The 24,812-nt window shown below is 63.6% G+C and carries 19 protein-coding genes, 2 pseudogenes and 1 riboswitch; of the genes and pseudogenes, 12 read left to right on the forward strand and 9 right to left on the reverse strand.

What is annotated here, in order from left to right; translation table 11 throughout:
* The first annotated feature begins 89 nt into the window (after window positions 1-89).
* The 3 genes from PQQ53_RS27375 to PQQ53_RS27385 all read left to right on the forward strand — a co-directional run bounded on the left by PQQ53_RS27375 (window position 90) and on the right by PQQ53_RS27385 (window position 2,796).
* Window positions 90-1,427 carry an EAL and HDOD domain-containing protein gene (locus PQQ53_RS27375; protein WP_408154406.1) on the forward strand — a complete coding sequence of 446 codons (1,338 nt, stop codon included), beginning with the start codon at window positions 90-92 and terminating at the stop codon, window positions 1,425-1,427.
* A 174-nt stretch (window positions 1,428-1,601) separates the two neighbouring features.
* Window positions 1,602-2,162 carry a peroxiredoxin gene (locus PQQ53_RS27380; protein WP_408148740.1) on the forward strand — a complete coding sequence of 187 codons (561 nt, stop codon included), beginning with the start codon at window positions 1,602-1,604 and terminating at the stop codon, window positions 2,160-2,162.
* A gap of 169 nt (window positions 2,163-2,331) precedes the next feature.
* On the forward strand, window positions 2,332-2,796 hold the full coding sequence (locus tag PQQ53_RS27385) for a hypothetical protein (RefSeq protein WP_408154402.1): 465 nt from the start codon (window positions 2,332-2,334) through the stop codon (window positions 2,794-2,796).
* Between the two features lie 70 nt (window positions 2,797-2,866).
* Here the strand turns inward: PQQ53_RS27385 and PQQ53_RS27390 are convergent, their stop codons facing one another.
* The 4 genes from PQQ53_RS27390 to PQQ53_RS27405 form a co-directional block, all read right to left on the reverse strand.
* Complete coding sequence (locus PQQ53_RS27390) at window positions 2,867-6,199, reverse strand: efflux RND transporter permease subunit (protein ID WP_408327523.1); 3,333 nt, start codon at window positions 6,197-6,199, stop codon at window positions 2,867-2,869.
* Between the two features lie 3 nt (window positions 6,200-6,202).
* A complete protein-coding gene (locus tag PQQ53_RS27395) occupies window positions 6,203-9,337 on the reverse strand; it encodes an MdtB/MuxB family multidrug efflux RND transporter permease subunit (protein ID WP_408150467.1) in 3,135 nt (1,044 codons plus the stop codon).
* Between the two features lie 18 nt (window positions 9,338-9,355).
* Window positions 9,356-10,753: an MdtA/MuxA family multidrug efflux RND transporter periplasmic adaptor subunit gene (locus tag PQQ53_RS27400; RefSeq protein WP_408327526.1), complete on the reverse strand. Its 1,398-nt coding sequence runs from the start codon at window positions 10,751-10,753 to the stop codon at window positions 9,356-9,358.
* A 369-nt stretch (window positions 10,754-11,122) separates the two neighbouring features.
* Entirely contained in the window at window positions 11,123-11,959 is an 837-nt protein-coding gene (locus tag PQQ53_RS27405) for an IclR family transcriptional regulator (RefSeq protein ID WP_408150463.1), read from the reverse strand.
* A 1,596-nt stretch (window positions 11,960-13,555) separates the two neighbouring features.
* Here PQQ53_RS27405 and PQQ53_RS27410 point away from each other — a divergent pair.
* From PQQ53_RS27410 to PQQ53_RS27430, 5 genes and pseudogenes are all read left to right on the forward strand, one after another.
* Window positions 13,556-13,684: pseudogene (locus PQQ53_RS27410) on the forward strand (ESPR-type extended signal peptide-containing protein); the annotation flags it as partial.
* 28 nt (window positions 13,685-13,712) lie between these two features.
* Window positions 13,713-15,071 (forward strand): annotated as a pseudogene (locus PQQ53_RS27415) (ShlB/FhaC/HecB family hemolysin secretion/activation protein); the annotation flags it as partial.
* Window positions 15,072-15,111: 40 nt separating this feature from the next.
* Window positions 15,112-15,786 carry a CsgG/HfaB family protein gene (locus PQQ53_RS27420; protein ID WP_408150461.1) on the forward strand — a complete coding sequence of 225 codons (675 nt, stop codon included), beginning with the start codon at window positions 15,112-15,114 and terminating at the stop codon, window positions 15,784-15,786.
* Between the two features lie 91 nt (window positions 15,787-15,877).
* Window positions 15,878-16,222, forward strand: coding sequence for a DUF4810 domain-containing protein (locus PQQ53_RS27425; RefSeq protein ID WP_408327529.1), 345 nt, complete (start codon window positions 15,878-15,880; stop codon window positions 16,220-16,222).
* A gap of 10 nt (window positions 16,223-16,232) precedes the next feature.
* Window positions 16,233-16,898: a DUF799 domain-containing protein gene (locus tag PQQ53_RS27430; protein WP_408327531.1), complete on the forward strand. Its 666-nt coding sequence runs from the start codon at window positions 16,233-16,235 to the stop codon at window positions 16,896-16,898.
* A 166-nt stretch (window positions 16,899-17,064) separates the two neighbouring features.
* Here PQQ53_RS27430 and PQQ53_RS27435 read toward each other — a convergent pair whose 3' ends face one another.
* The 3 genes from PQQ53_RS27435 to PQQ53_RS27445 all read right to left on the reverse strand — a co-directional run bounded on the left by PQQ53_RS27435 (window position 17,065) and on the right by PQQ53_RS27445 (window position 19,296).
* Entirely contained in the window at window positions 17,065-17,253 is a 189-nt protein-coding gene (locus tag PQQ53_RS27435; protein ID WP_408150456.1) for a hypothetical protein, read from the reverse strand.
* A gap of 95 nt (window positions 17,254-17,348) precedes the next feature.
* The gene (gene crcB / locus PQQ53_RS27440) at window positions 17,349-17,729 is read right to left on the reverse strand and encodes a fluoride efflux transporter CrcB (RefSeq protein ID WP_408150455.1); all 381 of its coding nucleotides are present in this window, start codon (window positions 17,727-17,729) and stop codon (window positions 17,349-17,351) included.
* Window positions 17,730-17,809: 80 nt separating this feature from the next.
* Window positions 17,810-17,871: riboswitch (Fluoride riboswitch) on the reverse strand.
* 237 nt (window positions 17,872-18,108) lie between these two features.
* Window positions 18,109-19,296 (reverse strand): ammonium transporter, encoded by a 1,188-nt coding sequence (locus PQQ53_RS27445; RefSeq protein WP_408150453.1) that lies wholly within the window; start codon window positions 19,294-19,296, stop codon window positions 18,109-18,111.
* Between the two features lie 409 nt (window positions 19,297-19,705).
* Between PQQ53_RS27445 and PQQ53_RS27450 the strand changes: the two genes are divergently transcribed.
* Entirely contained in the window at window positions 19,706-21,445 is a 1,740-nt protein-coding gene (locus PQQ53_RS27450; protein WP_408327533.1) for a sensor histidine kinase, read from the forward strand.
* A 35-nt stretch (window positions 21,446-21,480) separates the two neighbouring features.
* Here PQQ53_RS27450 and PQQ53_RS27455 read toward each other — a convergent pair whose 3' ends face one another.
* Entirely contained in the window at window positions 21,481-21,807 is a 327-nt protein-coding gene (locus PQQ53_RS27455) for a hypothetical protein (protein ID WP_408150449.1), read from the reverse strand.
* A gap of 151 nt (window positions 21,808-21,958) precedes the next feature.
* Window positions 21,959-22,540 carry a DJ-1/PfpI family protein gene (locus PQQ53_RS27460; RefSeq protein WP_408150447.1) on the reverse strand — a complete coding sequence of 194 codons (582 nt, stop codon included), beginning with the start codon at window positions 22,538-22,540 and terminating at the stop codon, window positions 21,959-21,961.
* A gap of 243 nt (window positions 22,541-22,783) precedes the next feature.
* Here PQQ53_RS27460 and PQQ53_RS27465 point away from each other — a divergent pair, with 243 nt between their 5' ends.
* From PQQ53_RS27465 to PQQ53_RS27475, 3 genes are all read left to right on the forward strand, one after another.
* Window positions 22,784-23,254, forward strand: coding sequence for a BCAL1086 family glycoprotein (locus PQQ53_RS27465; protein WP_408154384.1), 471 nt, complete (start codon window positions 22,784-22,786; stop codon window positions 23,252-23,254).
* Window positions 23,255-23,341: 87 nt separating this feature from the next.
* Window positions 23,342-23,797: an Rrf2 family transcriptional regulator gene (locus tag PQQ53_RS27470; RefSeq protein ID WP_408150443.1), complete on the forward strand. Its 456-nt coding sequence runs from the start codon at window positions 23,342-23,344 to the stop codon at window positions 23,795-23,797.
* Window positions 23,798-23,941: 144 nt separating this feature from the next.
* Window positions 23,942-24,589 carry an NAD(P)-dependent oxidoreductase gene (locus PQQ53_RS27475; protein ID WP_408150441.1) on the forward strand — a complete coding sequence of 216 codons (648 nt, stop codon included), beginning with the start codon at window positions 23,942-23,944 and terminating at the stop codon, window positions 24,587-24,589.
* Window positions 24,590-24,812: the final 223 nt, after the last annotated feature.

Consider the following 24,812-nt stretch of genomic DNA (forward strand, 5'->3'; position numbering starts at 1 on the left):
CGTCCGTTAACAGAACAAACCCCCGTTGTGCAGTGCCGGCCGTGACGTCGCTGCTGCCTAGCCTTTCCGAATACTTGCACCGATGATCCATGTCCGAACGTCATACTGCTGCGACGCCTGTCCGGCGCATCGAGGTGCGTGACGCATTCGCCGACGCGACGCAGCCAGGCCGCGCCGCGCAGTTTGTCTACCTGGGCCGCCAGCCGATCCTCGATCGCGCCGGTGCGCTCAACGCGTACGAGCTGCTGTTTCGCAGCGGCGCACACAACTACGCCGAAGTCGGCGACGACGCGCAGGCCACCGCCCAGGTGGTCGCGCACACGCTCGGCGGGATCGGCGTGCCGGCGGTGCTCGGGCCGCACCGCGGCTTCGTCAACATCGACCGTACGCTGCTGTTCAACGACATCGTCCATCTGATGCCGCCCGAGCGCTTCGTGCTCGAGATCCTCGAAACCGTCACGTTCGACGCGCCGCTGACGCGCCGGCTCAGCGAGTTGCGCCGCGCCGGCTTTCAGGTGGCGCTCGACGACGTCAGCGAGCTGTCGGACGAGCTGATCGGCGTGTTGCCGTACACCGACATCGTCAAGATCGACTTTCTCGAGACCCGGCGCGCCGTGCTCCCCGAGCTGGCCGCCGCCGTGCGCGGCCACGGCAAGACGCTGCTCGCGGAGAAGGTCGAGACGCGCGAGGACTTCGCGCTTGCGCGCGAGCTCGGCTTCGATCTGTTCCAGGGCTACTTCTTCGCGCGGCCGCAGGTGCTGGCCGCGCCGCGCAGCCGCTCGCTGCGCCCCGGCCTGTTGCGGCTGCTCGCGCTGCTCTCGTGCGATGCCGGCATCTTCGAACTCGAGGCCGAACTCAAGCTGAATCCGAGCGTGGTGATGCAACTGCTGCGGCTCGTCAATTCGAGCGCGTTCGGGCTGGGGCGCAACATTGCGTCGCTGCGCGAGGCGATCATCGCCACCGGTACGCGGCAGATTGCGCGCTGGGCCCAACTGCTGCTGTACGCGGACAGCGGCGATCTGTCCTGGCGCGCCGATCCGCTGGTGCAACTGGCCGGTACCCGCTCGCGTTTCATGGAGCTGGCCGCGAACTGGCTGCGTCCATCCGACGACGATTTTGCCGATGCCGCGTTCATGACCGGTATTTTTTCTCTGGTCCACGTGGTGGTCGGCAGCTCGCCGCGCACGGTGCTGGAGAAACTCGGTCTCGCGCCGCAAATTCGCGAAGCGATCGTGTCGGGCGCCGGCGAGCTCGGCGTGTTGCTGCGGATCGCCGAAGTGGCGGGCGAGGGCGGCGATGCCGCGTCGATTGCGGCCGCGCCCGATGCGCCGGCCGGTTTCGCGACGCTGACGCCCGACGTGCTGTCGGAGTTGAATCTGTCGGCGGCGGCGTGGTTCGGCGCGCACGTCGCGGAAGGGTCCACCTGAGACGGCCGGGCGCGGTGCGCCGCGCGTGTGTCTGTCGCGCGGCATGACGGACTCCATGCGTACGTGTTCCAATGGAGTGCGAAGGGGGTGGGGTTGCGTCGAAAACGCGGCCCCGGCTCATCAGACTCATTTCGACTCATTGAACGACGCGTGCAGTCACGCCTGGAGGAGCAGATGAAGAGGACATTCGTATCGATGGCGCTGGCCGCCGTCATGTCGGCCGGGTTCGCCATGTATTCGTTGAGCGCCTCGGCGACGCTCAAGCCTGGCGACACGGCGCCGCCGTTCACCACGGAGGCGTCGCTGGGCGGCAAGACCTACACTTATTCGCTTGCCGACGAGTTGAAGAAAGGGCCGGTGGTGCTGTACTTCTACCCGGCTGCCTTTACCAAGGGCTGCACCATCGAGGCGCACGAGTTCGCCGACGCCGTCGACGAGTACAAGAAATACGGCGCGACGGTGATCGGCGTGTCGCACGACAACATCGACACGTTGACGAAGTTTTCGGTGAGCGAATGCCGCAGCAAATTCCCGGTTGCGGCGGACGCCGATTCGAAAGTGATCGGCGCCTATGACGCCGGCATGCCGATGCATAGCTCGATGGCCAATCGCGTGTCGTATGTGATCGCGCCCGACGGCAAGATCATCTATGAGTACACGAGCCTGTCGCCGGAGAAGCACGTCGAGAATACGCTGAAGGCGGTGAAGGACTGGGCGCAGGCGCATAAGCAATAAGGGGCGATCGGCGCCAGTCGGTGGGCAATCCGGCAGTCGATCCGCCAGCCGGTCAGCCGCCCTCTGCGCCGGTTTGCTCGCGGGAGGCGCGTTATTCGCAACGGTGCTTTGCGCTGAGAAACCCGCATCGCTTGTGCTAGGCTGGATTTTTTTGCCGGGTGAGTTTGCGATGCCGATTGTGGTTGCGTTGATAGCGCTGATCGCGCTGGTGTACGGGGCAGTGCGGGCGTTTTATGCGTTGCAGGCGGCCTTCGGGCTCGCCGTGGCGGTCGGTGTGGCCGTGCTGGTCGCGCTGCTGCTGATTGCCGCCGCCGTGTATTGGTGGCGCCGCCGCCAGGAAGTCGCTGCGAATGTTCGCGATGGCGACTGGACGCACGAGCTCAGAGGAAGCTGGGGTTCGGTGCGGCTTGCTGCGGCCAAGCGGTTCTGCGAGATTCAGGTCGGCGACGAGCGGGGGGCGTACATCTTCGCCGATCTGCTGGGAGCCGAAGTGCGGGGCCGCGAAGGGCAAGCGCAGGTGGCTGTGAAGGTCAAGGACCCGAAGCGCGGCGAATGGCTCGTGCCGATGTCGGGTGAGAAGCAGGCAAGGCAATGGCAGCGGATTTTTTCGCTGGCAGTGGAGCAGAAGCTCTGAGTTTTATCGTGCAGCCCACCGTGGGTCGTGCGCATGAAGGCACGACCCACGGCGCAGCAGCTCAATTCAATTATGACGACGACGGCGCCACGCCCGTTCTGCGCGCCTTTCTCGCTTCCCACCGCACGCGCAACCGGTCCATATACAGATACACGACCGGCGTGGTGTAGAGCGTGAGCATCTGACTGACAATCAGGCCGCCGACGATCGCGATCCCCAGCGGCGCACGCAGCTCGGCCCCTTCGCCATGGCCGAACGCGAGCGGCAACGCGCCGAGCAGCGCCGCGAAGGTGGTCATCATGATCGGCCGGAAGCGCAGGAGACACGCCTGGAAAATCGCGTCGCGCGACGACATGCCTTGCCGCGACGCTTCGATCGCGAAGTCCACCATCATGATCGCGTTCTTCTTCACGATGCCGATCAGCAGAATCACGCCGATCAGCGCGATGATGCTGAACTCCGTACCGAACAGCAGCAACGCGAGCAATGCGCCGACGCCTGCGGACGGCAGCGTCGATAGAATCGTCAGCGGGTGGATGTAGCTCTCGTACAGCATCCCGAGCACGATATACACCGCCGCGAGCGCGGCCAGAATCAGGATCGGCTGGTCGGACATCGACTGCTGGAACGCCTGTGCGGTGCCCTGGAAGCTGCCGTGGATCGTCGCCGGCATGCCGATCTCCGCCATCGTGTCGTAGATCACCTGAGTCGCCGTCGAGAGCGACACGCCCGGCGGCAGATTGAACGAAATCGTCGAAGCCACGAACTGGCTCTGGTGATTCACCGACAGCGGCGTGGTGCCCGGCCCGAAGCTCGCGATCGCTGACAACGGCACCATGGTTTCCTTCGACGTCGACACCGCCGCGCCCGACGACGCGCTCGACTTGCCGCTTGCCGCGATCGAGTTGATCGCCTGATTGCGTGCCGAGTCGGCGGCGATGCTCGCGGTGCTCGATGCGGTCGTGCCCGCCGTGCCGCCGGTCGTCGCGCTGGTGGTCGTGCTCGTGGCCGCGGCCGCCGCCGCCGCCGAGGTGACCGTGCCCGCCGGCGCATTGGTGGTCTGCGCACCGCTCGCACTGCCGCCCGACGTGCTGATGTAGATCTGCTTGAGCATCTCCGGGCTCTGCCAGTACCTCGGCGCGACTTCCATCACGACGTGATACTGGTTCAGCGGGTTGTAGATGGTCGACACCTGGCGCTGGCCGAACGCGTCATACAAGGTGTTGTCGATCTGCGCCGGCTTGATGCCGACACGCGCCGCCGTCGCGCGGTCGATCGTCACCATCGCTTCGAGGCCACCCTGCTGCTGATCGGAGTTCACGTCGGCGAGTTCCTTGCGCGCCTGCAATGCCTCGGTGAGCTTCGGCCCCCACAGGTACAGGTCCGGCGTGGAGTCCGCCAGCAGCGTGAACTGGTACTGCGCGTTCGACTGCCGCCCGCCGACGCGAATGTCCTGCACCGGCTGCAGGAAGGTGCGTGCGCCGGCCACGTCGCCGAGCGGGCCGCGCAGTTGCTGGATCACCTGATCGGCGGACAGGCTGCGTTCGCTTTTCGATTTCAGCGAGACGAACATGAAGCCCGCGTTGGTTTGCCGGCCGCCGGTGAAACCGACCACGCTTTCCACCGCCGGGTTCTTGCTGACGATGTCCATCATCTGCGAGAACTTGCCTTTCATCGCCTGGAACGACGTGCTCTGATCGGCCTGGATGCCGCCGATCATGCGCCCGGTGTCCTGTTGCGGGAAGAAACCCTTCGGCACGATGATGTAGAGCCAGATGTTCAGGCCGATGGTCAGCAGCAGGATCGTCACGATCAGGCGCGGATGCAGCAGCGCCCAGCCGAGCGTGCGCTCGTAGCCGCGCTGCATCGACGTGAAGCCGCGTTCGAGCCAGCGCCCGACGCGTCCTTCTTCCTTCTGCTCGTGCTTCTCGCGCAGCAGGCGCGAGCACATCATCGGCGTGAGCGTGAGCGAGACGATTAGCGACATCGCAATCGCGAGCGACAACGTCAACGCGAATTCGCGGAACAGCCGGCCGACGATGCCGCCCATCAGCAGGATCGGCAGAAACACGGCGACCAGCGAGATGCTGATCGACAGCACCGTGAAGCCGACCTCGCGCGCACCGAGAAACGCGGCCTTCATGCGCGGCACGCCGTTCTCGATATGCCGTGAGATGTTCTCCAGCACCACGATCGCGTCGTCGACCACGAAGCCGGTCGCGATCGTCAACGCCATCAGCGACAGGTTGTCGATCGAAAAGCCCAGCAGGTACATCGCGCCGAACGTGCCGATGATCGAGATCGGCACGGCCACGCTCGGAATCAGCGTGGCGCGCCAGTTGCGCAGGAACAGGAACACCACCATCACCACCAGCGCGACCGCGATCACCAGCGTGCGCTCGGTGTCGCGCAGCGACGCGCGGATCGTGGGAGAGCGGTCGGCGGTGGGCGAGATGTCGACGTCGGCGGGCAGCGACGCGTGCAGTTGCGGCAGCATCGCCTTCACGCGGTCGATGGTCTCGATGATGTTCGCGCCCGGCTGACGGTACAGGATCACCAGCACCGCGCGCTTGCCGTTGAAGAGTCCGAGATTGCGCAGGTCTTCGACCGAGTCGACCACCTCGCCCATGTCCGAGAGTTTCACCGCCGCGCCGTTGCGATAAGCGATGACGAGGTCCTTGTATTGCGCCGCCTTGGTGGCCTGGTCGTTGGTGTAGATCTGCACGCGGTTCTGGCCGAACTCGATCGAGCCTTTCGGGCTGTTCGCGTTGGCCGCGGCGAGCGCCGCGCGCACGTCTTCGAGGCCGATGCCGTAATGTGCGAGCGCGTGCGGCTCCAGTTCGACCCGCACCGCCGGATTGGCCGAGCCGCTCACGTCCACTTCGCCGATGCCTTCCACCTGCGACAGCGACTGTTGCAGCACGGTGGCCGCCGAGTCGTACAACTGGCCGGCGGTCAGCGTATTCGAGGTGAGCGCCAGAATCAGGATCGGCGCGTCGGCGGGGTTGACCTTGTGATACGTCGGATTGCTGCGCAGGCTGGTCGGCAGATCGGCGCGCGCGGCGTTGATGGCGGCCTGCACGTCGCGCGCGGCGCCGTCGATGTCGCGGTTCAGGCCGAACTGCATCGTGATGCGCGTCGAGCCCACCGAGCTCATCGAGGTCATTTCGGTGACGTCGGCGATCGAGCCGAGATGCCGTTCGAGCGGACTCGCGACGCTGGTGGCCACGGTCTCCGGGCTCGCGCCTGGCAACGACGCCTGAATCGAAATGGTCGGGAAATCGACCTGCGGCAGGGGCGCGACCGGCAGCTTCGTGAACGCGAACACACCGGCCAGCGCGATGCCGATCGCCAGCAGCGTGGTGGCGACCGGGCGGGAGATAAACGGACGCGACAGATTCATCGCTCAGTTCCCTGCATCGGTGGCGGGCGGCGTCGTGCCGCTGGACGGCCCACCGCGATTGAAGCGCTCACGCGCGCGGCGGGCGAGCGAATCGAACGCGAGGTAGATCACCGGCGTGGTGAACAGCGTCAGCAACTGACTCACGATCAACCCGCCCGCAATCGCGATACCGAGCGGGCGGCGCAGCTCCGAACCGGCGCCGGTGCCGAGCATCAGCGGCAGCGCGCCGAGCAGCGCGGCGAGCGTGGTCATCAGGATCGGCCGGAAGCGCAGCAGACACGCCTGGTAGATCGCTTCGCGCGGCGGCTTGCCTTCCTCGCGCTCCGCATACAGCGCGAAGTCGATCATCATGATCGCGTTCTTCTTCACGATACCGATCAGCAGCACGATGCCGATGATGCCGATGATGTCCAGATCGTGCCCGGTGATCAGCAGCGCGAGCAGCGCGCCGACCCCGGCCGAGGGCAGCGTGGAGAGAATCGTGATCGGATGGATGAAGCTCTCGTACAGCACGCCGAGCACGATGTACATCGTGACGATGGCCGCGAGAATCAGGAACAGCTCGTTCGTGAGCGACGCCTGGAATGCGAGCGCCGCGCCCTGATAGCGCGTCTGGAACGATGCCGGCAGGCCGACGTCCTGCTCGGCCTGGGTGATCGCCTTCACCGCCGCGCCGAGCGACGAGCCCGGCGCGAGGTTGAACGACACCGTGGTGGCCGGGAACTGGCTCAGATGCGTGACCAGCAGCGGCGCGGGCTTCTCGATGAACTTCGCGATGGAGGAGAGCGGCACCTGGCCGCCCGAGGAAGTGGAGGAGGGCAGGTAGATCGAGTTCAGGGACTCGACGTAGTGCTGCATCTCCGGCTGCGCTTCGAGAATCACGCGGTACTGATTCGACTGCGTGAAGATGGTGGAAATGATGCGCTGGCCGAACGCGTCGTACAGCGCGCTGTCGATCGTGGCGGGCGTGATGCCGAAACGCGACGCGGTGGCGCGGTCGATTTCGATGAACACCGAGCGGCCGTTGTCCTGCAGATCGGTCGCCACGTCCGCGAGTTCGGGCGCCTGCTTCAGGCGGTCGACGAGCTTCGGCACCCAGGTCGTGAATTCGCTGATGTTCGGATCGGTCAGCATGAACTGGTACTGCGTCGGGCTCACGGTCGAGTCGATCGTCAGGTCTTGCACCGGCTGCATGAACAGCGTCGCGCCGGCGATATGCGCGACGTCCTTCTGCAACTGGCGGATCACTTCGCTCGCGGTGTGGCTGCGGTCGTCGCGCGGTTTCAGGTTGATCAGCATGCGGCCGCTGTTCAGCGTGATGTTGCTGCCGTCCACGCCGATGAACGACGTGAGGCTGTCCACGTCTGGATTCTTCAGGATCTGCGCGGCGAGCTCCTGCTGACGCTCGGCCATCGACGCAAACGAGACCGACTGCGGCGCCTGCGTGATCGCCTGGATCACGCCGGTGTCCTGCACCGGGAAGAAGCCCTTCGGAATGTACACGTACAGCAGGGCGGTCAGCACCAGCGTGAGCACCGCGACGACCAGCGTGGAGCGCTGGCGGTTCAACACCCACGTGAGCGCGACCGCGTAGCGGGCGATCACCCAGTCGATGAAACGGTGCGCCTTCGCCTCGAAGCGGTGGCTCTCATGCGGCGGCGTGTGGCGCAGCAGCTTCGCGCACATCATCGGCACCAGCGTGAGCGATACGATGGCCGAGATCACGATGGTCACGGCGAGCGTGATCGCGAATTCGTGGAACAGCCGGCCCACCACGTCGCCCATGAAGAGCAGCGGGATCAGCACGGCGATCAGCGACACCGTCAGCGAAATGATCGTGAAGCCGATCTGTTTGGAGCCCTTCAGCGCGGCTTCGAGCGGCGCTTCGCCGTCCTCGACGTAGCGCGCGATGTTCTCGATCATCACGATCGCGTCGTCGACCACGAAACCGGTCGCGATGGTCAGCGCCATCAGCGAGAGGTTATCGAGTGAAAAACCGCACAGGTACATCACCGCGAGCGTGCCGATCAGCGACAGCGGCACCGACAGACTCGGGATGATGGTCGCGTAGACGTTGGCGAGGAACAGGTACATCACCAGCACGACCAGCACGACCGACATCGCCAGTTCGAACTGCACGTCGCGCACCGAGGCGCGGATCGTGGTGGTACGGTCGGTGACGATCTGCACGTCGAGCGCGGCGGGCAGCGACTGCTGCAATTGCGGCAGCAGCTTCTTGATGCTGTCCACCACCTGAATCACGTTCGCGCCCGGCTGGCGCTGCACGTTCAGAATGATCGCGGGCGTGTTGTCCACCCACGCGCCGAGCTTGGTATTCTCCGCGCCCTGCACGATGTTCGCGACGTCGGTCAGCATCACCGGGCGGCCGTCCTTGTACGCGATCACGGCGCTCTTGTACTGCTCAGCGTCGGTCAGCTGGTCGTTCGAGTTGATCGTGTAGTTGCGCGTCGGACCGTCGAAGTTGCCCTTCGGCGTGTTGACGTTCAGGTTCGAGATGGTGGTGCGCAGGTCGTCGAGATTCAGACCGTACGCGGCGAGCGCGCGCGGGTTCGCCTGAATCCGCACGGCTGGGCGCTGGCCGCCCGACAGGCTCACGAGACCCACGCCCGCGACCTGCGAAATTTTCTGCGCGAGACGCGTGTCGGCCATGTCCTGCACCTGGGTCATCGGCAGCGTCTTCGACGTGATTGCGAGCGTGAGGATCGGCGCGTCGGCCGGGTTGACCTTCGCGTAGATCGGCGGCGCGGGCAGGTCCGACGGCAGCAGGTTGCCCGCCGCGTTGATGGCGGCCTGGACTTCCTGCTCGGCGATGTCGAGCGGCAGATCGAGGCTGAATTGCAGCGTGATGATCGACGAGCCGGCCGAGCTTTGCGACGACATCTGGTTCAACGACGGCATCTGCCCGAACTGCCGCTCAAGCGGCGCGGTCACCGACGACGTCATCACCTCCGGGCTCGCGCCCGGATAGAAAGTCTGCACCTGGATCGTCGGATAGTCGACCTCGGGCAGCGCGGACAGCGGCAAAAAGCGCAGCGCGACGAGGCCGACCAGCATGATCGCCGCCATCAGCAGCGCGGTGCCGACGGGACGCAGAATAAAAGCGCGGGATGGATTCATGCGGTAAGTGCCGTGCCTTTATGACGAAGCTTGCGATGCGTGTCGGCCGTGACGCGCGTGAGCGCCCGATGCGCCCGATGCCGCAGCCGCGCCGCTCGCACCATGCGCGCCGGAGGCGGCGCGCGGCCGCTCCGCCGGAATCGTGATCTTCGAGCCTTCGCGCAGCCGGTCCGAACCGTCGATCACGACGCGCTCGCCGACCTGCAGGCCGGATTTGATGCTGGTGCGTTCGCCGTCGACGGGGCCGATCTTGACTGGGCGCACCGTCACCGTGTTGTCCGCCTTCACGACATACACGAACTGGCCCATCGAGCCGTTGAGCACGGCGGTGGTCGGCACGATCACCGCGTCCTTGATCGTATCGACGAGAAGGCGCGTGTTGACGAACTGATTCGGGAACAGGCGCGTGTTCTCGTTCTGGAAGATCGCACGCAGCCGGACCGTGCCGGTGGTCGTGTCGATCTGGTTGTCCATGGTTTTCAGCGAGCCGGTTTCGAGCGGCACGGTGTTGCTGCGGTCATATGCGGTGGCCGACAGTTGCTCGCCGTTGAGCGTGTGCTGGATGACCTGCTGGAGATTGTCTTCGGAGGTGGTGAAGATCACGCTGATTGGCTGCAATTGCGTAATCACGACGATGCCCGTGGAGAGACTCGACGTCACGTAATTGCCCGGATCGACCTGGCGCAAGCCGACGCGCCCCGACACCGGCGCGGTGATGCGCGTATAGATGAGGTCGAGCTTGAAGCTGTCGATGTTCGCCTTGTCGGATTTCACCGTGCCTTCGTATTGCCGCACGAGCGACGCCTGCGTGTCGACCTGCTGGCTTGCGATCGAGTCCTGCGCGAGCAGCGTCTGATAGCGTTTCAGGTCGAGGCGGGCGGTTTGCAGCAGCGCCTCGTCGCGCACCAGGACGCCTTGCGCGTTTTCCAGCGAGATCTGATAGGGGCGCGGGTCGATCTGGGCGAGCAGGTCACCCTTCTTGACCATCTGGCCTTCCTTGAAATACACGTCCTGCAGCACGCCGCTCAACTGCGGCAGCACGGTGACGGTGGCGAGCGGCGTGACCGTGCCGAGCGCGGTCAGCACCACCGGCATCTCGCCCTGGCTCGCGGCCGCCACGTGGACCGGCTGCGGCATGTTGGCCACCGCGCCGCGCCCGCCCCGGCCACCCGGCGCGCGGGCGCCCGACGCGCCGCTGGCTGCGCCGGCGCCGCTCGCGCCACCAGGCCCGCCCCACGGATGCCAGCGCCACAGCACGACGCCGAGAATGACCAGCGCCGCAACGGTCAGTGCGATGTTGCGGCCGCGATGACGTTTCACCACGCCGGGCGCGTCAGTCGGGGCGCCGCCGGACGACGGTTGGGAAGCCGGAGCGGCAGGGCGTTGGGATTCCGGATGCTTTTGTTGTTCGTCCATCGGTTCGGTCAGGTGGCTGGCTTTGATGTGAGCCGTTCGCGCGCTTGCGCCGCTACGGGAGTTCGGCGAATTGGCACGCGGGGCGGCATGACAGGCAGTTTCGACAGCGGGTGCGCGGCGCTGGTTCTGCGCGATGCTACCCGAGGCGCGGGACAGAGATGTTAACGCAATGCGGCATCATCACAGGTTTGCCGAGCCGTTCTCGATGCCGGGAAGGGCTCGCCGGGCGAGCGCCCCGCGACAGGAATGCATGATCCTACGTTGCGCGGTCTGTAACAGTCCACCCGACTATTTTTCTTTTGATTACGAAGGTTACAGGAGGACGGGCGGCCGCCGCGAGCGCGAGCCGGCGAATCCTCGCGTTCCGGCTCAGGTGTCGAGCCGACGCCCCGGCGTGCCGCCGATCTCGAGCACGATCTTGCCGATGCATTCGAGCAGCGCCGGCGCGGCGCGCGAGATCAGCCAATCGCGCGGACACTGGTCCGCCGAGCCGCCGCAATTGACCGCATAGCGCTCGCCCGATGGTCCGACGAAACCGAGCGCGATCGCGTTCAGGCCGTTGTACCACTCGCCGGTGGCGATCGCGAAGCCACGCTCGACGGTGTCTTGCAATGCGCTTTCGAGCCGGCTGCCGATGTAGCCCCAGTCATCGCCCTCGGCCACCTGCAGGCCGGCGAGCAGCGTGTCGCGCTCCGGCTGGGCGAGCGCCGCGAGGTAGGCGCGGCCCACCGCGGTGCGGCTCAGATTCATCCGCGAGCCGATCTCGAGACGCGACACCAGCACCGCCGAGCGCGGCCGGATCGCGTCGATCACCACCATCTCGAGCCGGTCGCGCACGGCCAGATGCACGGACAGCGCGGTGCGTTCGGCAAGTTCGATCAGGAACGGCCGCGCGCGCGCCCGGATGTCGAAGTTGCGCAGAAAGCCGTTGCTCAGTTCCAGCACCGACGAGGTCAGCACGAAGCGCTCGCTGTCGGGCAGCCGGAACAGGAAGCCGGTGCCGACCAGCGTGGCGGTGATGCGTGAGACGGTCGGCTTGGGAATGCCGGTCAGCTCGGTGAGTTCGCGATTGCTGAGCGGCGCGTCGGCGGCGGCGATCGAGCGCAGCACGGTCAGGCCGCGTGCGAGCGCGGTGACCTCATCGCCCGGACCGTCTTTGTCTTTGACCGGGTCGGCTGTCGCACTGGAGGACGTGGGTCGGGTCATGTAAATTTTTGGAACTAAATTTCAATTTCTGCGTTGGCAGCTTGCTAGCGACCGTGCCGCACTGAACCTTGGGAAGCCCCGAAATAGGGCATTCAATGGATCTTTAATTAGAAGATTCATTGTATCGGAATATTTTTCCGATGCGAACGAAGCCTCTTTAGATTTTGCTTGACTTAGTCAGCATAACCATAAAAAATGGAACCTCATTTCGAAAGACGATTTCAGACTCTGTATTCCCACATTCTGAATTCACCCAGGTTCGCGCAGTAGCTGTCGACACCTTAGCGGTCGATTCTCGCAGTCCATGGTCATCAGTCCGCTTTGGGTTTCGCAGCAGCGCCTCATCTTTCGAATACCGTCTCTCAGGTTCTAGCACGGCCCTCGGAATGGCTAGAACTTTTTAAGGCGTCACGGTAACGTGACGCCTTTTTTTTCGTCTATCGGCATACAACAAAGTCTGCGGCATTTGATAACTTTATTGCACGGTGCAGCAATTTTAGTAGCCATGCATCAACGGCAGGGTCGACCAGGCATGGCAACAGCCCTCGTGCCAGCAGTCCTCGGAGAACCTTTCCCGGCCGACGACGCGTCCACATCAAAAACGCAGCGACGCGTACGTCCAAGTCTTTCACGGTGTTAAGACTCCGGAATACGATCTCGCGCTTTATGCAGAAAATCGAGAGGCCATGTTATCGGCATTATCGGATATCGCTCTGCGGATTGCTCAAGCATTCCGCAAATAAGTTGCTGCCGAGCCAGATAACACTAAGAGTGCGAAGATTTTATTTGCGGCATGTTCGAACGCGGCCAAAGCAACATCCAGAAGCGCGTTTCAGTCAGCCGCTGGCCTTAAGGATCGCGAGTGGTGAGCCATTCAAAGTGCCGGGCTACATTCTCGGGGCAGTCGGACACGCTTGCGGTAAGGGTGCCGAGCGATGGTAGTTCTTTCAAATGAACAGAACCAGATCGTCGGCGCTCCGCTGAAACCGCTTGCGTGATCGTATGTGCCGGCAGTGGAAAGGCAGAGACCGCAATTCGCCCCGTGCCATGCGAGCTTGCCTTGGCTCTGCGCGGGGAAGGGGCGTGCTTCTGGCGCAGCATTCGAGTGCGGATTCGCCTGCGTTTCGTGGTGCTACCGGGGAGTGTTTCCCCGGTTTGCCGGGCAGGCTTCGGCGGGCTGAACCCGCTCAATTCGCATGCGCTCTGTCGGCTCCACACGCGTTCCCAAAACGTACACGTAGCTCGATACATTCCAGTTTTCACGCTTCACAGCCAGAACACTCTTCCCGAGGGGTTGAAGTGATCTCCTTGAACGATTGATCTTTCTTTTTATTCTTATCTGTTTGCCAAGCATGACTAACGTCATGCATGGCGAAAGGCTGTCGGAAAAGCAACTTGTTCGACGCGATGACGCATGACCCATAGCCAATATGGCGCAAGACACTCGGATTCGCACAATCAGACGAGTTCGATTTCACTGAAGCGTAGCGAATCGCGTCGAATCTAACAGTTGTTGACCAACGCCTTGTCGCGAGTGAGTTAATTTTCTCCGCGACCAAATAAGCTGCGCATTCAGGAAAGCTGTGCGTTCAAGAAATGAACAGGAATATTTTCAGGCTGGTGCTCAGCCGAATTCGGGGCATGCTCATAGCTGTTGCAGAAACAGCGAACGGAACGGGCGAAGCAGATTCTGATAAGACCAGCGGTCGCCGCTCAGCGGGACGCATTTCATTGTTCCCGATGCTGTACACCGCTCGACACGCTCACCAAAGGAATGCAATAGATGATCCTGAGCCGCGGCTATATCACCACCCGAGTACTGCTGCCCGAACAGGATCCCTCAACCGGGACGCTGAAATTCGCACTGGTGCCGGGCGTCATCGGCAAGGTTCGCTTTACCGATCCTGCAACGCGCGGCACATGGAAGTCCGCATTCCCGACCCGCGACGGCAACGTGCTGAATCTACGCGACCTCGAACAGGGACTTGAACAGATGAAGCGCGTCAGCAGTCAGGACGTGTCCATGCGGATCGTGCCGACCGACATCCCCGGCGAAAGCGACGTAGTACTCGATGTGAAGCGTACCAAGCCGTGGACCGTGGTCGCGTCGGTGGACAATTCGGGCCAGCGCGCAACGGGAAGGCTGCAAGGCAACCTGAGTCTCGGCATCGACAACCCGCTCGGCCTGAACGACATCTTCAACGTGGGCGTAAGCCAGGACCTCGAATTCGGCGACAAAGGCCTTGGCTCACACGGATGGAACGGTTCCTATTCGACTCCGTGGGGCTACTGGACCGGTACGCTGTCGGCCTATACGAACTCGTACTATCAGCAGATCGCGGGCGCCAACGCGACGTTCGTGTCGAGCGGCAACTCGCGGACGGTGGACTTCAAACTCCAGCGCGTTCTCATGCGCAGCCAGAACAACGTACTTGGCGCGCAGTTCCGGCTGACGAAGCGTTTTGGCGAGAGTTTCATCGAAGATACCGATATCCGGCAGCAGCACCGCAACAACACTTTCATCGAAGCCGGTCTGACGAACCGTCATTACTTCGGCGCGTCGCAATTCGACGGCAGTCTCGCATACCGTCAGGGTGTGGGTGCACTCGGCGCAACCCCGGACTACTACGTGAATGGCCCCACGTACCGCTTCCACATGGCCGTACTCGACGCGAACCTGTCCGTGCCGTTCCCGATCGCAACGCAGCCACTTCGCTACGTGACAAGCGTTCGCGGCCAGTTCACCAACAACACGCTGAACTACATCGACGACCTGACGATCGGCAGCCGCTACACGGTGCGCGGCTTCGACGGCGAAACGATGCTCGCGGCCGAGCGCGGTTTTTTCTGGCGCAACGAATTGCAGTTGCCGATCGGCTCGACAGGGCAGTCACTCTATGCAGGCATTGACTACGGTCATGTATTCGGTCCGAGTGCCGTCTACCTCGTCGGTACGCAACTGGCGGGCGCCGTGGTCGGTATCAGGGGCAGCGCATCGGCGAAGGCCGGTGCGCTCGCCTATGACCTGTTTGCCGGCACCCCTCTCTACAAGCCCTCGGGTTTTCCGACGGCAAGGGTAGCGCTCGGCTTTCAGGTAACGGCGCAATTCTGACGATCGCGTTGATCATCAAGTTTTTATCAAAAGGAGAAGGATGAATATGTCAAAGATCTATGGAGTTTCAGTGCTCGCCGCCGCCCTTACGTTGGGCGGATGTGCAACGGAGTCCTCACATTCGCTCCCGGTCCAGCCCGTGAGCGTTTCCCAGACTCCGTACGCAGGCGAGCGCGTCGAGATGGCCGTCGGCAAGTTCGACAACCGGTCCAGCTATATGCGAGGAATTTTCTCCGACGGAGCCGATCGCCTTGGCGGGCAGGCCAAGACCATTCTGATCACCGCGCTGCAGCAGAGCGGGCGCTTTAATGTGCTGGATCGGGACAACCTCGACGAAATCCGTCAGGAAGCTGGCTTCATGAAGAAGGGGCAGGCGATCAAGGGCGCTAACTTTGTCATCACTGGCGACGTCACCGAGTTTGGCCGCAAGGAAGTGGGTGATCGCCAGCTCTTTGGCATTCTCGGCAGCGGCAAGAACCAGGTGGCTTATGCAAAGGTAAGTCTGAACGTGGTGAATACCACGACCTCGGAAGTGGTGGCGTCGAGTCAGGGGGCGGGGGAATACAGCCTCTCGAATCGCGAAATCATCGGCTTTGGGGGCACCGCCAGCTACGACTCGACCCTGAATGGCAAGGTGCTTGACCTCGCGATCCAGGAAGCCGTCAACCATCTGGCTGCGCAGGTCGATGAGGGCGTGCTCAAGCTATCACGATAGGCGCACGACCCAGCGACGTCGCACAGCTTTTCGTGCGACACACCATCACCTGACGGAATTCAAGATGAAACATACGGGCACGATATAGGGAATGAGGCTGCCGGCAATGACAGTTGCGGCGCTCCTCACGGGATGTGCGGCAAACAGCCCGCCGCCGCTTTACCAGTGGAGCGGCTATCAGCCAGCGGTCTATGACTACCTCAAGAGGGACAAGGACCCGCAGCAGCAGATCGACGCACTTGAAAAAGCGCTGCAGGAAATCCGCGCGAAGGGCGCCACGCCCCCGCCGGGTTTTCATGCGCAACTCGGGATGCTGTACGCGAGCGTTGGCAAGGACGGGCCGGCCATGGAACAGTTCGGGGTCGAGAAAGACCTGTTTCCGGAATCCTCGACCTACATGGATTTCCTGATGAAACATAAATCGAAACAGCCCTAAGCGAGCCGTCATGCGCAGATTCCTTTCTTTCAGACTTTGGTTTGCCCTCTCGACGTTCACGTTGCTGGCTGCGTGCGCGCAGCCCGTCAAGCATGCCGACTACACCGCTTTCAGGAACAGCCGGCCGCATTCAATTCTCGTTTTGCCGCCCGAAAACGAGACGACCGATGTGCAGGCGACGAACAGCATGCTTTCGCAGATGACGATGCCACTCGCCGAATCGGGTTATTACGTTGTGCCAGTGGCGGTGATGGATGAAACCTTTCGCCAGAACGGCCTGACCGTCCCGGCCGATATTCAGGCAACGTCCCCCGCGAAGCTTCGCGAGATTTTTGGTGCGGACGCGGCGCTGTATTCGAAGATCACCCAATACGGCACCGTGTACCACATCGTCGATAGCGCGACTGTCGTCACCACGTCGGCAAAGCTGGTGGACCTGAAGACCGGTGATGTGCTTTGGCAGGGAAGCGCAAGTGCCAACAGCAACGAGGGGAGCAACTACGGCGGAGGCGGCCTGATCGGCATGCTCGTGACGGCGGCGGTCAAACAGATCGCAAATTCGCTGACGGACAAAGGTCACGATATTGCTGGTGTGACGAGTCACCGGCTGCTGCACGCGGGCCCACCGAATGGGCTGCTGTACGGTCCGAGATCGCCGAAATCCGGCACGGACTGATCTCGCCGGTTGCCATCGCGCCCCTCGCTGGACGAGGCACGCGTGCTTTCGACGGTGAGGCGATGCTTGCCGCCGAAATGGGTTTCTTCTGGTGCGACGGGCTTCAGTGGCCAACGGGCTCGACGGGGTCAGTTGGCCCATGCGGGCGGGGACTACGGTCTGGATATCACCGCAACGCCGACTCCGACTCTCTCGACTGTAACCAGTTGGTGGACGCGGTGGTCGGCATCATGGTCCGCGCATCGGCGAGCTTCGCAACGACGCTGTGCGGAGCGACGAGCCCGATCGCACCGTCGACTTCCTGCTCCAGACGCGCACCCAGCGCGGCAAACGCATCGCGCCGCTGGCGATCCATACGGCCGCATTTCCTCGCCTTGTTATTCATTCATGTTTTTGAAAAACAACAGACGGCGCATTGGCGATTCCCGAAAACCGGCAAGCGCTGCATTTTCAGCGCGATAACAGCGAAACGGTTGCAATACCGAGGACGGTCATTGCCAGCGACGCGCTCACGTGAATGACGATCTCGCCCGCGGCCCAGCCGAGCCGACCGTCCTGCAAACGTTGCACGACTTCCGCGGAGAACGTCGAGAAGGTGGAAAGGCCGCCCATCAGGCCGGTAATGACGAAGAGCCGCCATTCGGGCGCGATCTGCGGCACCCGCGCAAATCCCGCGACCGCGACGCCGATGATGTAGCCCGCAATCACGTTGGCGGCGAACGTGCCAAGCGGCATGCCGCTAAAAATACCGTTCAGGCGGATGCCGAGAAACCAGCGAAACAGCGAGCCGAGCGCGCCGCCAATGGCGACAGCGAGAAAGGACCAATACATGGAGGAAGACCTGACCAGACCGAAATGTCGACAAACCGGGCTGAGCGTGGGCGAGGCGATGCCGCGTCCGCAGTCATCCGGGCGAAGCAGGCATCATCAGCCACGAGGGCGGTTAATGGAGAATGCCATCTCCAGGGCCGAAGTCTAACATCGGCGGGGCATGTGGGGACAGGTCCAGGCCACGTCGAGAGTGTGGCGCGCCGGTTTTCCGTCCGCGCCGGCGCTCGGATCGTCGCCTCGCGGCGCAGCGGTGCGAGGTGAGCGCCGGGGCCCCCCGGCGTAGCCCGTGCGCTCGCAGGGGGAGCGCGTCAACGCCGCGCTCGCGCGCGCAAAGCGCCGCCCGCTGCGCCCGCACGGACCAGGCCTTACCTTGTCCCTGTTACTCCGGCGTCGCCGAAATCTTGTGAATCGACAGATCCGCACCGTTGTATTCGTCTTCCTGGTCGAGCCGCAGACCCACCGTCAAACGGATCGCGCCGTACACGAGCGAGCCGCCGAGCGACGCCACCGCGATTCCGCCCAGCGTGCCGATCAGCTGCGAGCCGAATGACACCCCGCCCATGCCGCCGAGCGCGTGCAGACCGAAAATCCCCGCCGCGATGCCGCCCCACGCGCCGCACAGCCCGTGCAATGGCCACACGCCGAGAACGTCGTCGATGCGCCAGCGGTTCTGCACGCAGGTGAACATGTAGACGAACAGCGCGCCCGCGATGCCGCCCGTCACGAGCGCGCCGAGCGGATGCATCACGTCGGAGCCCGCGCAGACCGCCACCAGACCTGCGAGCGGACCGTTGTAGGTGAAGCCCGGATCGTTGCGGCCGGCGAACCACGCGCTCAGCGTGCCGCCGACCATCGCCATCAGCGAATTGACGGCGACGAGGCCGCTGATCTTGTCGACTGTCTGTGCGCTCATCACGTTGAAGCCGAACCAGCCGACCGTCAGCACCCATGCGCCGAGAGCAAGAAACGGAATGTTCGACGGCGGATGCGCGGCGATGCCGCCGTCCCGATGGTAGCGCCCGTGCCGCGCGCCCAGCAGCAGCACCGCCGGCAGCGCGACCCAACCTCCGAACGCGTGCACCACCACCGAGCCGGCGAAATCGTGAAACGGCGCGCCGAACACATGGGCGAGCCAGTCCTGGATGCCAAGGCGGCCGTTCCATGCGATTCCCTCGAAGAACGGATAGACGAAGCCCACCAGCACGAAGGTCGCGAACAGTTGCGGATTGAATTTCGAGCGCTCCGCGATGCCGCCCGACACGATCGCCGGAATGGCGGCGGCGAAGGTCAGCAGGAAGAAGAAGCGCACCAGCGCATAGCCGTTGTGCGCGGCCAGCGACTCCGCGCTGCCGAAAAACTGCACACCGTAGGCGATCGTGTAGCCGATGAAGAAATACGCAATCGTCGAGACGGAGAAGTCCACGAGAATCTTGACCAGCGCATTGACCTGATTCTTTTTTCGGACCGTGCCGAGTTCGAGAAACGCAAATCCCGCATGCATGGCCAGCACCATCGCCGCGCCGAGCAGAAGAAACAGGGTGTCGGTGCCGGTTTTCAAACTTTCCATCGATGTGTCCCGCGTATGCCAAAAAAGCGGGCAATGAATGCAAGAAGTGGGCCAAACTTGTGCCGGGAAGCGTCGATGCGGTGCAATTCAGCACCGGCATGGGATTGGTCACATGCATGACGCCCTCGAGGCGTTCCTCTAACTGCACCGGGAAAGACATCAAAGGCACAAAGTTAGTGCATTAAAATTCGCGTACACCCGGAATGATCCAGATGAGGGAGAAATATTCGATTTTAATTACATTGCATTCAAGATCCTGACGCGTTGGCGTCCCTTTGCGAGATGTTCGGGCGGCCCGGCGAAACGCGCGGTCCACGGTGACCGACCGTCTTTGTCTTCCTGGGCAAACGTCGACATAATGTGCCGACCCCCTCAATGATCTACGGCCAACGACCTTCAATGCGCACGCATGAGACTGACGACTAAAGGCCTGTTGCTGATCGCCATTCCGGCTGTCTTCGAACTGGCGCTGCTGTCCGGACTGGTCAAAGCCCAGTCCGACGCGGCGCTGGCGGAGCGTTGGGCCATTCATAGTGAAGACGTGCTGCGTCAGAGCGCCGCGATTCTCGATCCGGTGCTGGGCGAATCCGTGGCGCTGCGCGGCGCGGTGCTTGCCAACGACACGCACTTCGCCACGCCGGTCGCGGTATGGGTGGATGTCGACCGCCGCATCGACCAACTGGCTGAACTGGTCGCCGACAACCCGGCTCAGGTCGAGCGTGTGGTGCAGGTGCGGCAGGCCGTGCAGGCGTATCGCCAATGGTCGGACCGGATTCAGGATCTGCTGCGCTCAGGGTTGCGGCATGACGTTCTCGAACGCTTGCGCGATCCGGCGAAAAGCGATGCGCTCGATCGCTTGCGCCAGCAGATGGTCGCGTTCCAGGCGGAGGAGCGGCGCATCGACGCGCTGCGCTCGAGCGCAGCCGGCGTCGCGCGCGAACAGCAGCAGACTTTGCTCGCCACGGCGGCGTTCGGCTCGCTGCTGTTCGTGGCGCTGGCGATCTGGTGGTTCACGCGCGGTGTGCGCGGGCGGCTCGCTCTCCTGTCCGACAACGCCGGGCGCCTCGCGGGCAACGAGCCGCTGGCGCCGCTCGACACCGGTCGCGATGAAATCGCCCGCCTCGATCTAACCTTGCATGAGACGAGCCGGCGTCTGCTCGAAGCCGAGCGCATCCAGGCGCGCTTCCAGGCGGACCTCACGCGCCGCACCGGCGAACTGGCGCAGATCAACGAAACATTGCGGCAGCAGACCCAGGAAAACGAGATGTTCATCTACGGCGTGTCGCACGACCTGCGTGCGCCGCTGGTGAATCTGCAGGGCTTCTCGAAAGAACTGATCCGCGCCTGTGACGAGCTGCGTGCGACGGTGCGCGAGTCGTCGCTCGCCGAGCAGTCGCGGCAGCGGATCGAGCGGGTAGTCGACGAGGATATCGGCGAAGCGCTGCACTATTTGCAGACGGCCGTGTTGCGCGCGTCGCACATCATCGACGCGCTATTGCGGTTGTCACGGGTCGGTCGCGTCGAGTATCGCCGGCAGAAGGTGGACGTGCAGGACATCGTGCAGCGCGTGATCGATGCGATGCAGGGCTCGATCCGGACGCGGCGCGCTCGCGTGAGCGTCGGCGAGTTGCCTGCGGTGTGGGGCGATCCAACCGCGCTCGAGCAGGTGTTCGCGAACCTGGTCGGCAATGCGGTGAATTACCTGGACCCGGCGCGCGAGGGCAAGATCGAAATCGGAACGACGCCGGCGCCGCTGGGCGTGCATTCGTTACGCATTTTCTATGTGCGCGACAACGGCCAGGGGATGCCGGCGGTCGCTTTGCCGCGGCTTTTCAACGCGTTTCAGCGACTCCACGGCAATGCGACCGCCGGCGAGGGCATCGGCCTCGCGCTCGTGCGCCGAATGGTGGAGCGGCACGGCGGACGCGTGTGGGCGGAATCGCAGGAGGGGCAGGGCACGACGTTTTATCTGTCGCTGCCCGAAGCCGGGATGCGTTCCGAGGAAGCGGCTGCCGAGGCGGCCGGTTTTCCGCAGAAACGGGATGGGCGCGGTTGGCGCGCGGACCTCGAAGGTCGTGAAGGCGCGAGAGCAGGTGACAACCGGACTGTGCATTCCGTCGACACCGCGCCCGGTATCGGCACGCGCTGATCGGCGCGGGCTGATGAGCATGCCGGCTGTGCGGTTCAGTGCGCGGCGAAAATGCGCCGTGGTTTGAGCAGCTTGCTGCCGCGAATCGACCAGTAAAAGCCGCAAGCGAGCAGAACGGCGACGCCTGTCAATGCCTCGACCGGTGCGGGACGCAGACCGGGCAGGCCGCCGATCGTGAAGAGGCCGCGCGCGACGATCAGCAGTGCCGCCCAGATCGAACACGCGGCTTGTGCCAGCATGCGCGTACCGGTTACGCGCCGCGCGCGGTTGTCGCGCGACCAGTTGGCCGGTGTGCGCGCGCAGAAGAAAGCAATGGCCATCAACGTGATGGCGAGGATGACGATCCAGTCGACAAGTTCCATCGAAAAAACACTCCCAAGTCAGCCCTAGACTTTAGAAAGGTTTTGCGGTGCGAACTATCGGACGAATCTCAAATGCAAAATGGTGTGCCGTATTCCGGCGAACGCCTGGTGCCGCGCGGGCAGGGCGCTCGCCGTCGAATTTCGCGCCAGCTTAGAGTTCGATGCGCGTGCCGAGCAGCACGAGGAACTGGCGCAGCCATTCGGGATGCGCGGGCCATGCGGGCGCGGTGACGAAGTTGGCGTCGGTGATCGCGGCGTCGACCGGAATGTCGGCGTATTCGCCGCCCGCGAGTTTCACTTCGGGCGCGCAGGCCGGGTATGCGGAAATGCGCTTGCCGCGAATCACGTCGGCGGCAGCCAGCAGTTGCGCGCCGTGACAGACGGCGGCGATCGGCTTGCCCGCTTCGGCGAATTGCCGCACTACCTCGATCACTTTGGGATTGAGCCGCAGATATTCCGGCGCGCGGCCGCCGGCGATCGCCAACGCGTCGTACTGGCGCGGATCGGCGTCGTCGAACGACGCGTTGAGCGTGAACTGATGCCCGGGCTTTTCGGTGTAGGTCTGGTCGCCTTCGAAATCGTGGATCGCGGTCTTGATGCGCTCGCCCGCTTTCTTGTTCGGACAGACCGCGTCGACGATATGGCCGACCGCTTGCAGCGCCTGAAACGGCACCATTGTTTCGTAATCCTCGGCGAAGTCGCCGGTCAGAAACAGAATCTTCTTTGCCGCCATCGTATGCCTCCAGTTGATCAATGAAAACAGCGAAACCATTTCGACATTCATCGATGCTCACGCAGTCTACTCCATCGCGTTTGACAGAACCGCGACGGATTGCGTGAGTGAGCGTCCTCGCACGGCGCACCGTGCCGCGCCCAACATGGCGGCTCGCGCTCCCCAGTGAGTCAGTGCGGCGCAACGGCGTATCATGAGCGCGTTTTCGCACGCGGAAGCCGCTCGATGCGGCTCAATTCGAACATGACTTCATCTCTCTATTACCCGTTGTTGCGCCGCGCGGCGGTCGTGGTCGTCGTATTCGGTGCATTGGCCGCATGCCAGAAGAACGATGCGTCGGCCGGACAGGTTGCCGGCAAGCTCAACGACGCCGCCCAGCTCGCGGGCCAGAAGCTCGACCAGGCGGCGAGCTACGTCGGCCAGCAGGTCGATGCGACCAGATCCGCCGCGCAGCAGAACCTCGAATCCGCGTCCGCGCCGTCGATCAACATCGACCCGAACGCCCTTGCTTCGAGCGCGCAGGCCAATCTGCAAAGCGCGGCGAGCGCAACTCACGCGCAGCTCGGCAAGGCCGCATCGCTCACCGGCCAGAGCCTCGAAACGGCGGGGCGCAAGCTGCAGGAGTGGTCGGCGCAGAATACGGCCTCGTCGGCGCACGCGGCGGCTTCGTCAACGGGCGATTCGGCCGATGCGCAAAAGCAGATGGACAAGTGACATGCCGGCCGGACCGATCAGTCATTTGACGGCTGGGGTAAATGTAATTACTATGGTTACACATTGTGGTCGCCGGGCGGGTTTGTTGTGAATACGAGTAGCCGGTTTGCATTTGCGGTGCACGTGCTTGCGCTGTTGTCGCTGCAGGAGGGCGTGCCTCTTTCGTCGGAGATGATCGCGGGCAGCGTGAACACGAATCCCGCGCTGATCCGGCGGCTGTTGACCATGCTGGCCGAGGCGGGTCTCACCACGTCCCAGCTCGGCTCGGGCGGCGGCGCGCTGCTCGCCCGTGCGCCCGGGCAGATCACGTTGCTCGACGTGTACCGTGCGGTAGACGACGCGCAATTGTTCGCCCTGCATCGCGAGGAGCCGAATCCGGCGTGCATGGTCGGGCGCAATATTCAGGGTGTGCTGCGCGGCATCATCGACGAAGCGCAGGAGGCGCTGGAGGCGTCGCTCGGCGCACGCACGCTGGCCGACGCCACAGCCGACGTCGTGCGCGCTGAGAAGCAGCGCGAGCGCAAGCGGCGTGTGCACGGATGAGGCGGTAACGAAGCAGTATCGAAGGGCGCATGTGCGGCGTATGCGGCACATGCGTCTGAAAAACGGACGGGGGCTCGAGCCCCTCTTTTTTCCACGATATATGTAATCAATATAGTTACATATAAATCAATCAGGAGTTGGAAAATGAGCAAGCAACTGAAGATCGCGTTGTTCGGTGCGACCGGCATGATCGGTTCGCGGATCGCCGCTGAAGCGGCCCGTCGTGGGCATCAGGTGACGGCGCTGGCGCGCAATCCCGCGCGTGTGCCGACCGACGTGGCGAATCTGAAGGCGGCGCAAGCCGATCTGCTCGACGCTGCGAGCGTCGGCGCCGCAGTGCGCGGCCACGATGTCGTGGCCAGCGCTTACGCACCGCCGCAGGACGATCTCGCGACGCTCACGAAGGCGACCCATGCGCTCGTCGAAGGCGTGCGCGCGGCGGGCTTGAAGCGCGTCGTGGTGGTGGGCGGAGCGGGTTCGCTGGAAGTCGCGCCGGGCAAGCAACTGGTCGATACGGACGGTTTTCCCGACGCGTACAAGGCGATCGCACTCGCCCATCGCGACGCATTCGACTACTACCGCGGCATCACTGACCTCGACTGGACTTTCTTCGCGCCGGCCGCGCTGATCGCGCCCGGCGAGCGCACCGGCCAGTTCCGCACGGGCGCGAACACGCTGTTGGCCGACGCCGAAGGCAACAGCCGCATTTCCGCGGAAGACTACGCAATTGCGTTCGTCGATGAACTGGAGCAGGGGCGCTTCGTTCGTCAGATCGCGACGGTCGCTTACTGACTCTGACGAAGTCAGGCGGCGCGAGCATGCGGTGTTTCACTGCAACCGTGGGGGAGCGCAGTCGATCAGGTTCGCGATGGCAGCGGCAAGTCGGGAAAGCGGCGCCGCCACACCGCCGCGTCACACCCGGCGCGCCGCAGCGGCGCCGATAGCGTAAAGCGCCCCGCGAGGACGGGCGAGCTCGCCCTGCTGTGCTTTCGAAGCCCGCGCAAGCGCCCTAACA

This window comes from Paraburkholderia strydomiana (assembly GCF_046030495.1).
In the GTDB taxonomy this organism is placed as follows: domain Bacteria; phylum Pseudomonadota; class Gammaproteobacteria; order Burkholderiales; family Burkholderiaceae; genus Paraburkholderia; species Paraburkholderia strydomiana_A.

Coding starts and splice junctions, on each gene's coding strand:
- PQQ53_RS27375 (WP_408154406.1), top strand. CDS start 90: ATGTCCGAACGTCATACTGCTGCGACGCCTGTCCGGCGCATCGAGGTG.
- PQQ53_RS27380 (WP_408148740.1), top strand. CDS start 1,602: ATGAAGAGGACATTCGTATCGATGGCGCTGGCCGCCGTCATGTCGGCC.
- PQQ53_RS27385 (WP_408154402.1), top strand. CDS start 2,332: ATGCCGATTGTGGTTGCGTTGATAGCGCTGATCGCGCTGGTGTACGGG.
- PQQ53_RS27390 (WP_408327523.1), bottom strand. CDS start 6,199: ATGAATCTGTCGCGTCCGTTTATCTCCCGCCCGGTCGCCACCACGCTG.
- PQQ53_RS27395 (WP_408150467.1), bottom strand. CDS start 9,337: ATGAATCCATCCCGCGCTTTTATTCTGCGTCCCGTCGGCACCGCGCTG.
- PQQ53_RS27400 (WP_408327526.1), bottom strand. CDS start 10,753: ATGGACGAACAACAAAAGCATCCGGAATCCCAACGCCCTGCCGCTCCG.
- PQQ53_RS27405 (WP_408150463.1), bottom strand. CDS start 11,959: ATGACCCGACCCACGTCCTCCAGTGCGACAGCCGACCCGGTCAAAGAC.
- PQQ53_RS27420 (WP_408150461.1), top strand. CDS start 15,112: ATGAATATGTCAAAGATCTATGGAGTTTCAGTGCTCGCCGCCGCCCTT.
- PQQ53_RS27425 (WP_408327529.1), top strand. CDS start 15,878: ATGAGGCTGCCGGCAATGACAGTTGCGGCGCTCCTCACGGGATGTGCG.
- PQQ53_RS27430 (WP_408327531.1), top strand. CDS start 16,233: ATGCGCAGATTCCTTTCTTTCAGACTTTGGTTTGCCCTCTCGACGTTC.
- PQQ53_RS27435 (WP_408150456.1), bottom strand. CDS start 17,253: ATGGATCGCCAGCGGCGCGATGCGTTTGCCGCGCTGGGTGCGCGTCTG.
- crcB (WP_408150455.1), bottom strand. CDS start 17,729: ATGTATTGGTCCTTTCTCGCTGTCGCCATTGGCGGCGCGCTCGGCTCG.
- PQQ53_RS27445 (WP_408150453.1), bottom strand. CDS start 19,296: ATGGAAAGTTTGAAAACCGGCACCGACACCCTGTTTCTTCTGCTCGGC.
- PQQ53_RS27450 (WP_408327533.1), top strand. CDS start 19,706: ATGAGACTGACGACTAAAGGCCTGTTGCTGATCGCCATTCCGGCTGTC.
- PQQ53_RS27455 (WP_408150449.1), bottom strand. CDS start 21,807: ATGGAACTTGTCGACTGGATCGTCATCCTCGCCATCACGTTGATGGCC.
- PQQ53_RS27460 (WP_408150447.1), bottom strand. CDS start 22,540: ATGGCGGCAAAGAAGATTCTGTTTCTGACCGGCGACTTCGCCGAGGAT.
- PQQ53_RS27465 (WP_408154384.1), top strand. CDS start 22,784: ATGACTTCATCTCTCTATTACCCGTTGTTGCGCCGCGCGGCGGTCGTG.
- PQQ53_RS27475 (WP_408150441.1), top strand. CDS start 23,942: ATGAGCAAGCAACTGAAGATCGCGTTGTTCGGTGCGACCGGCATGATC.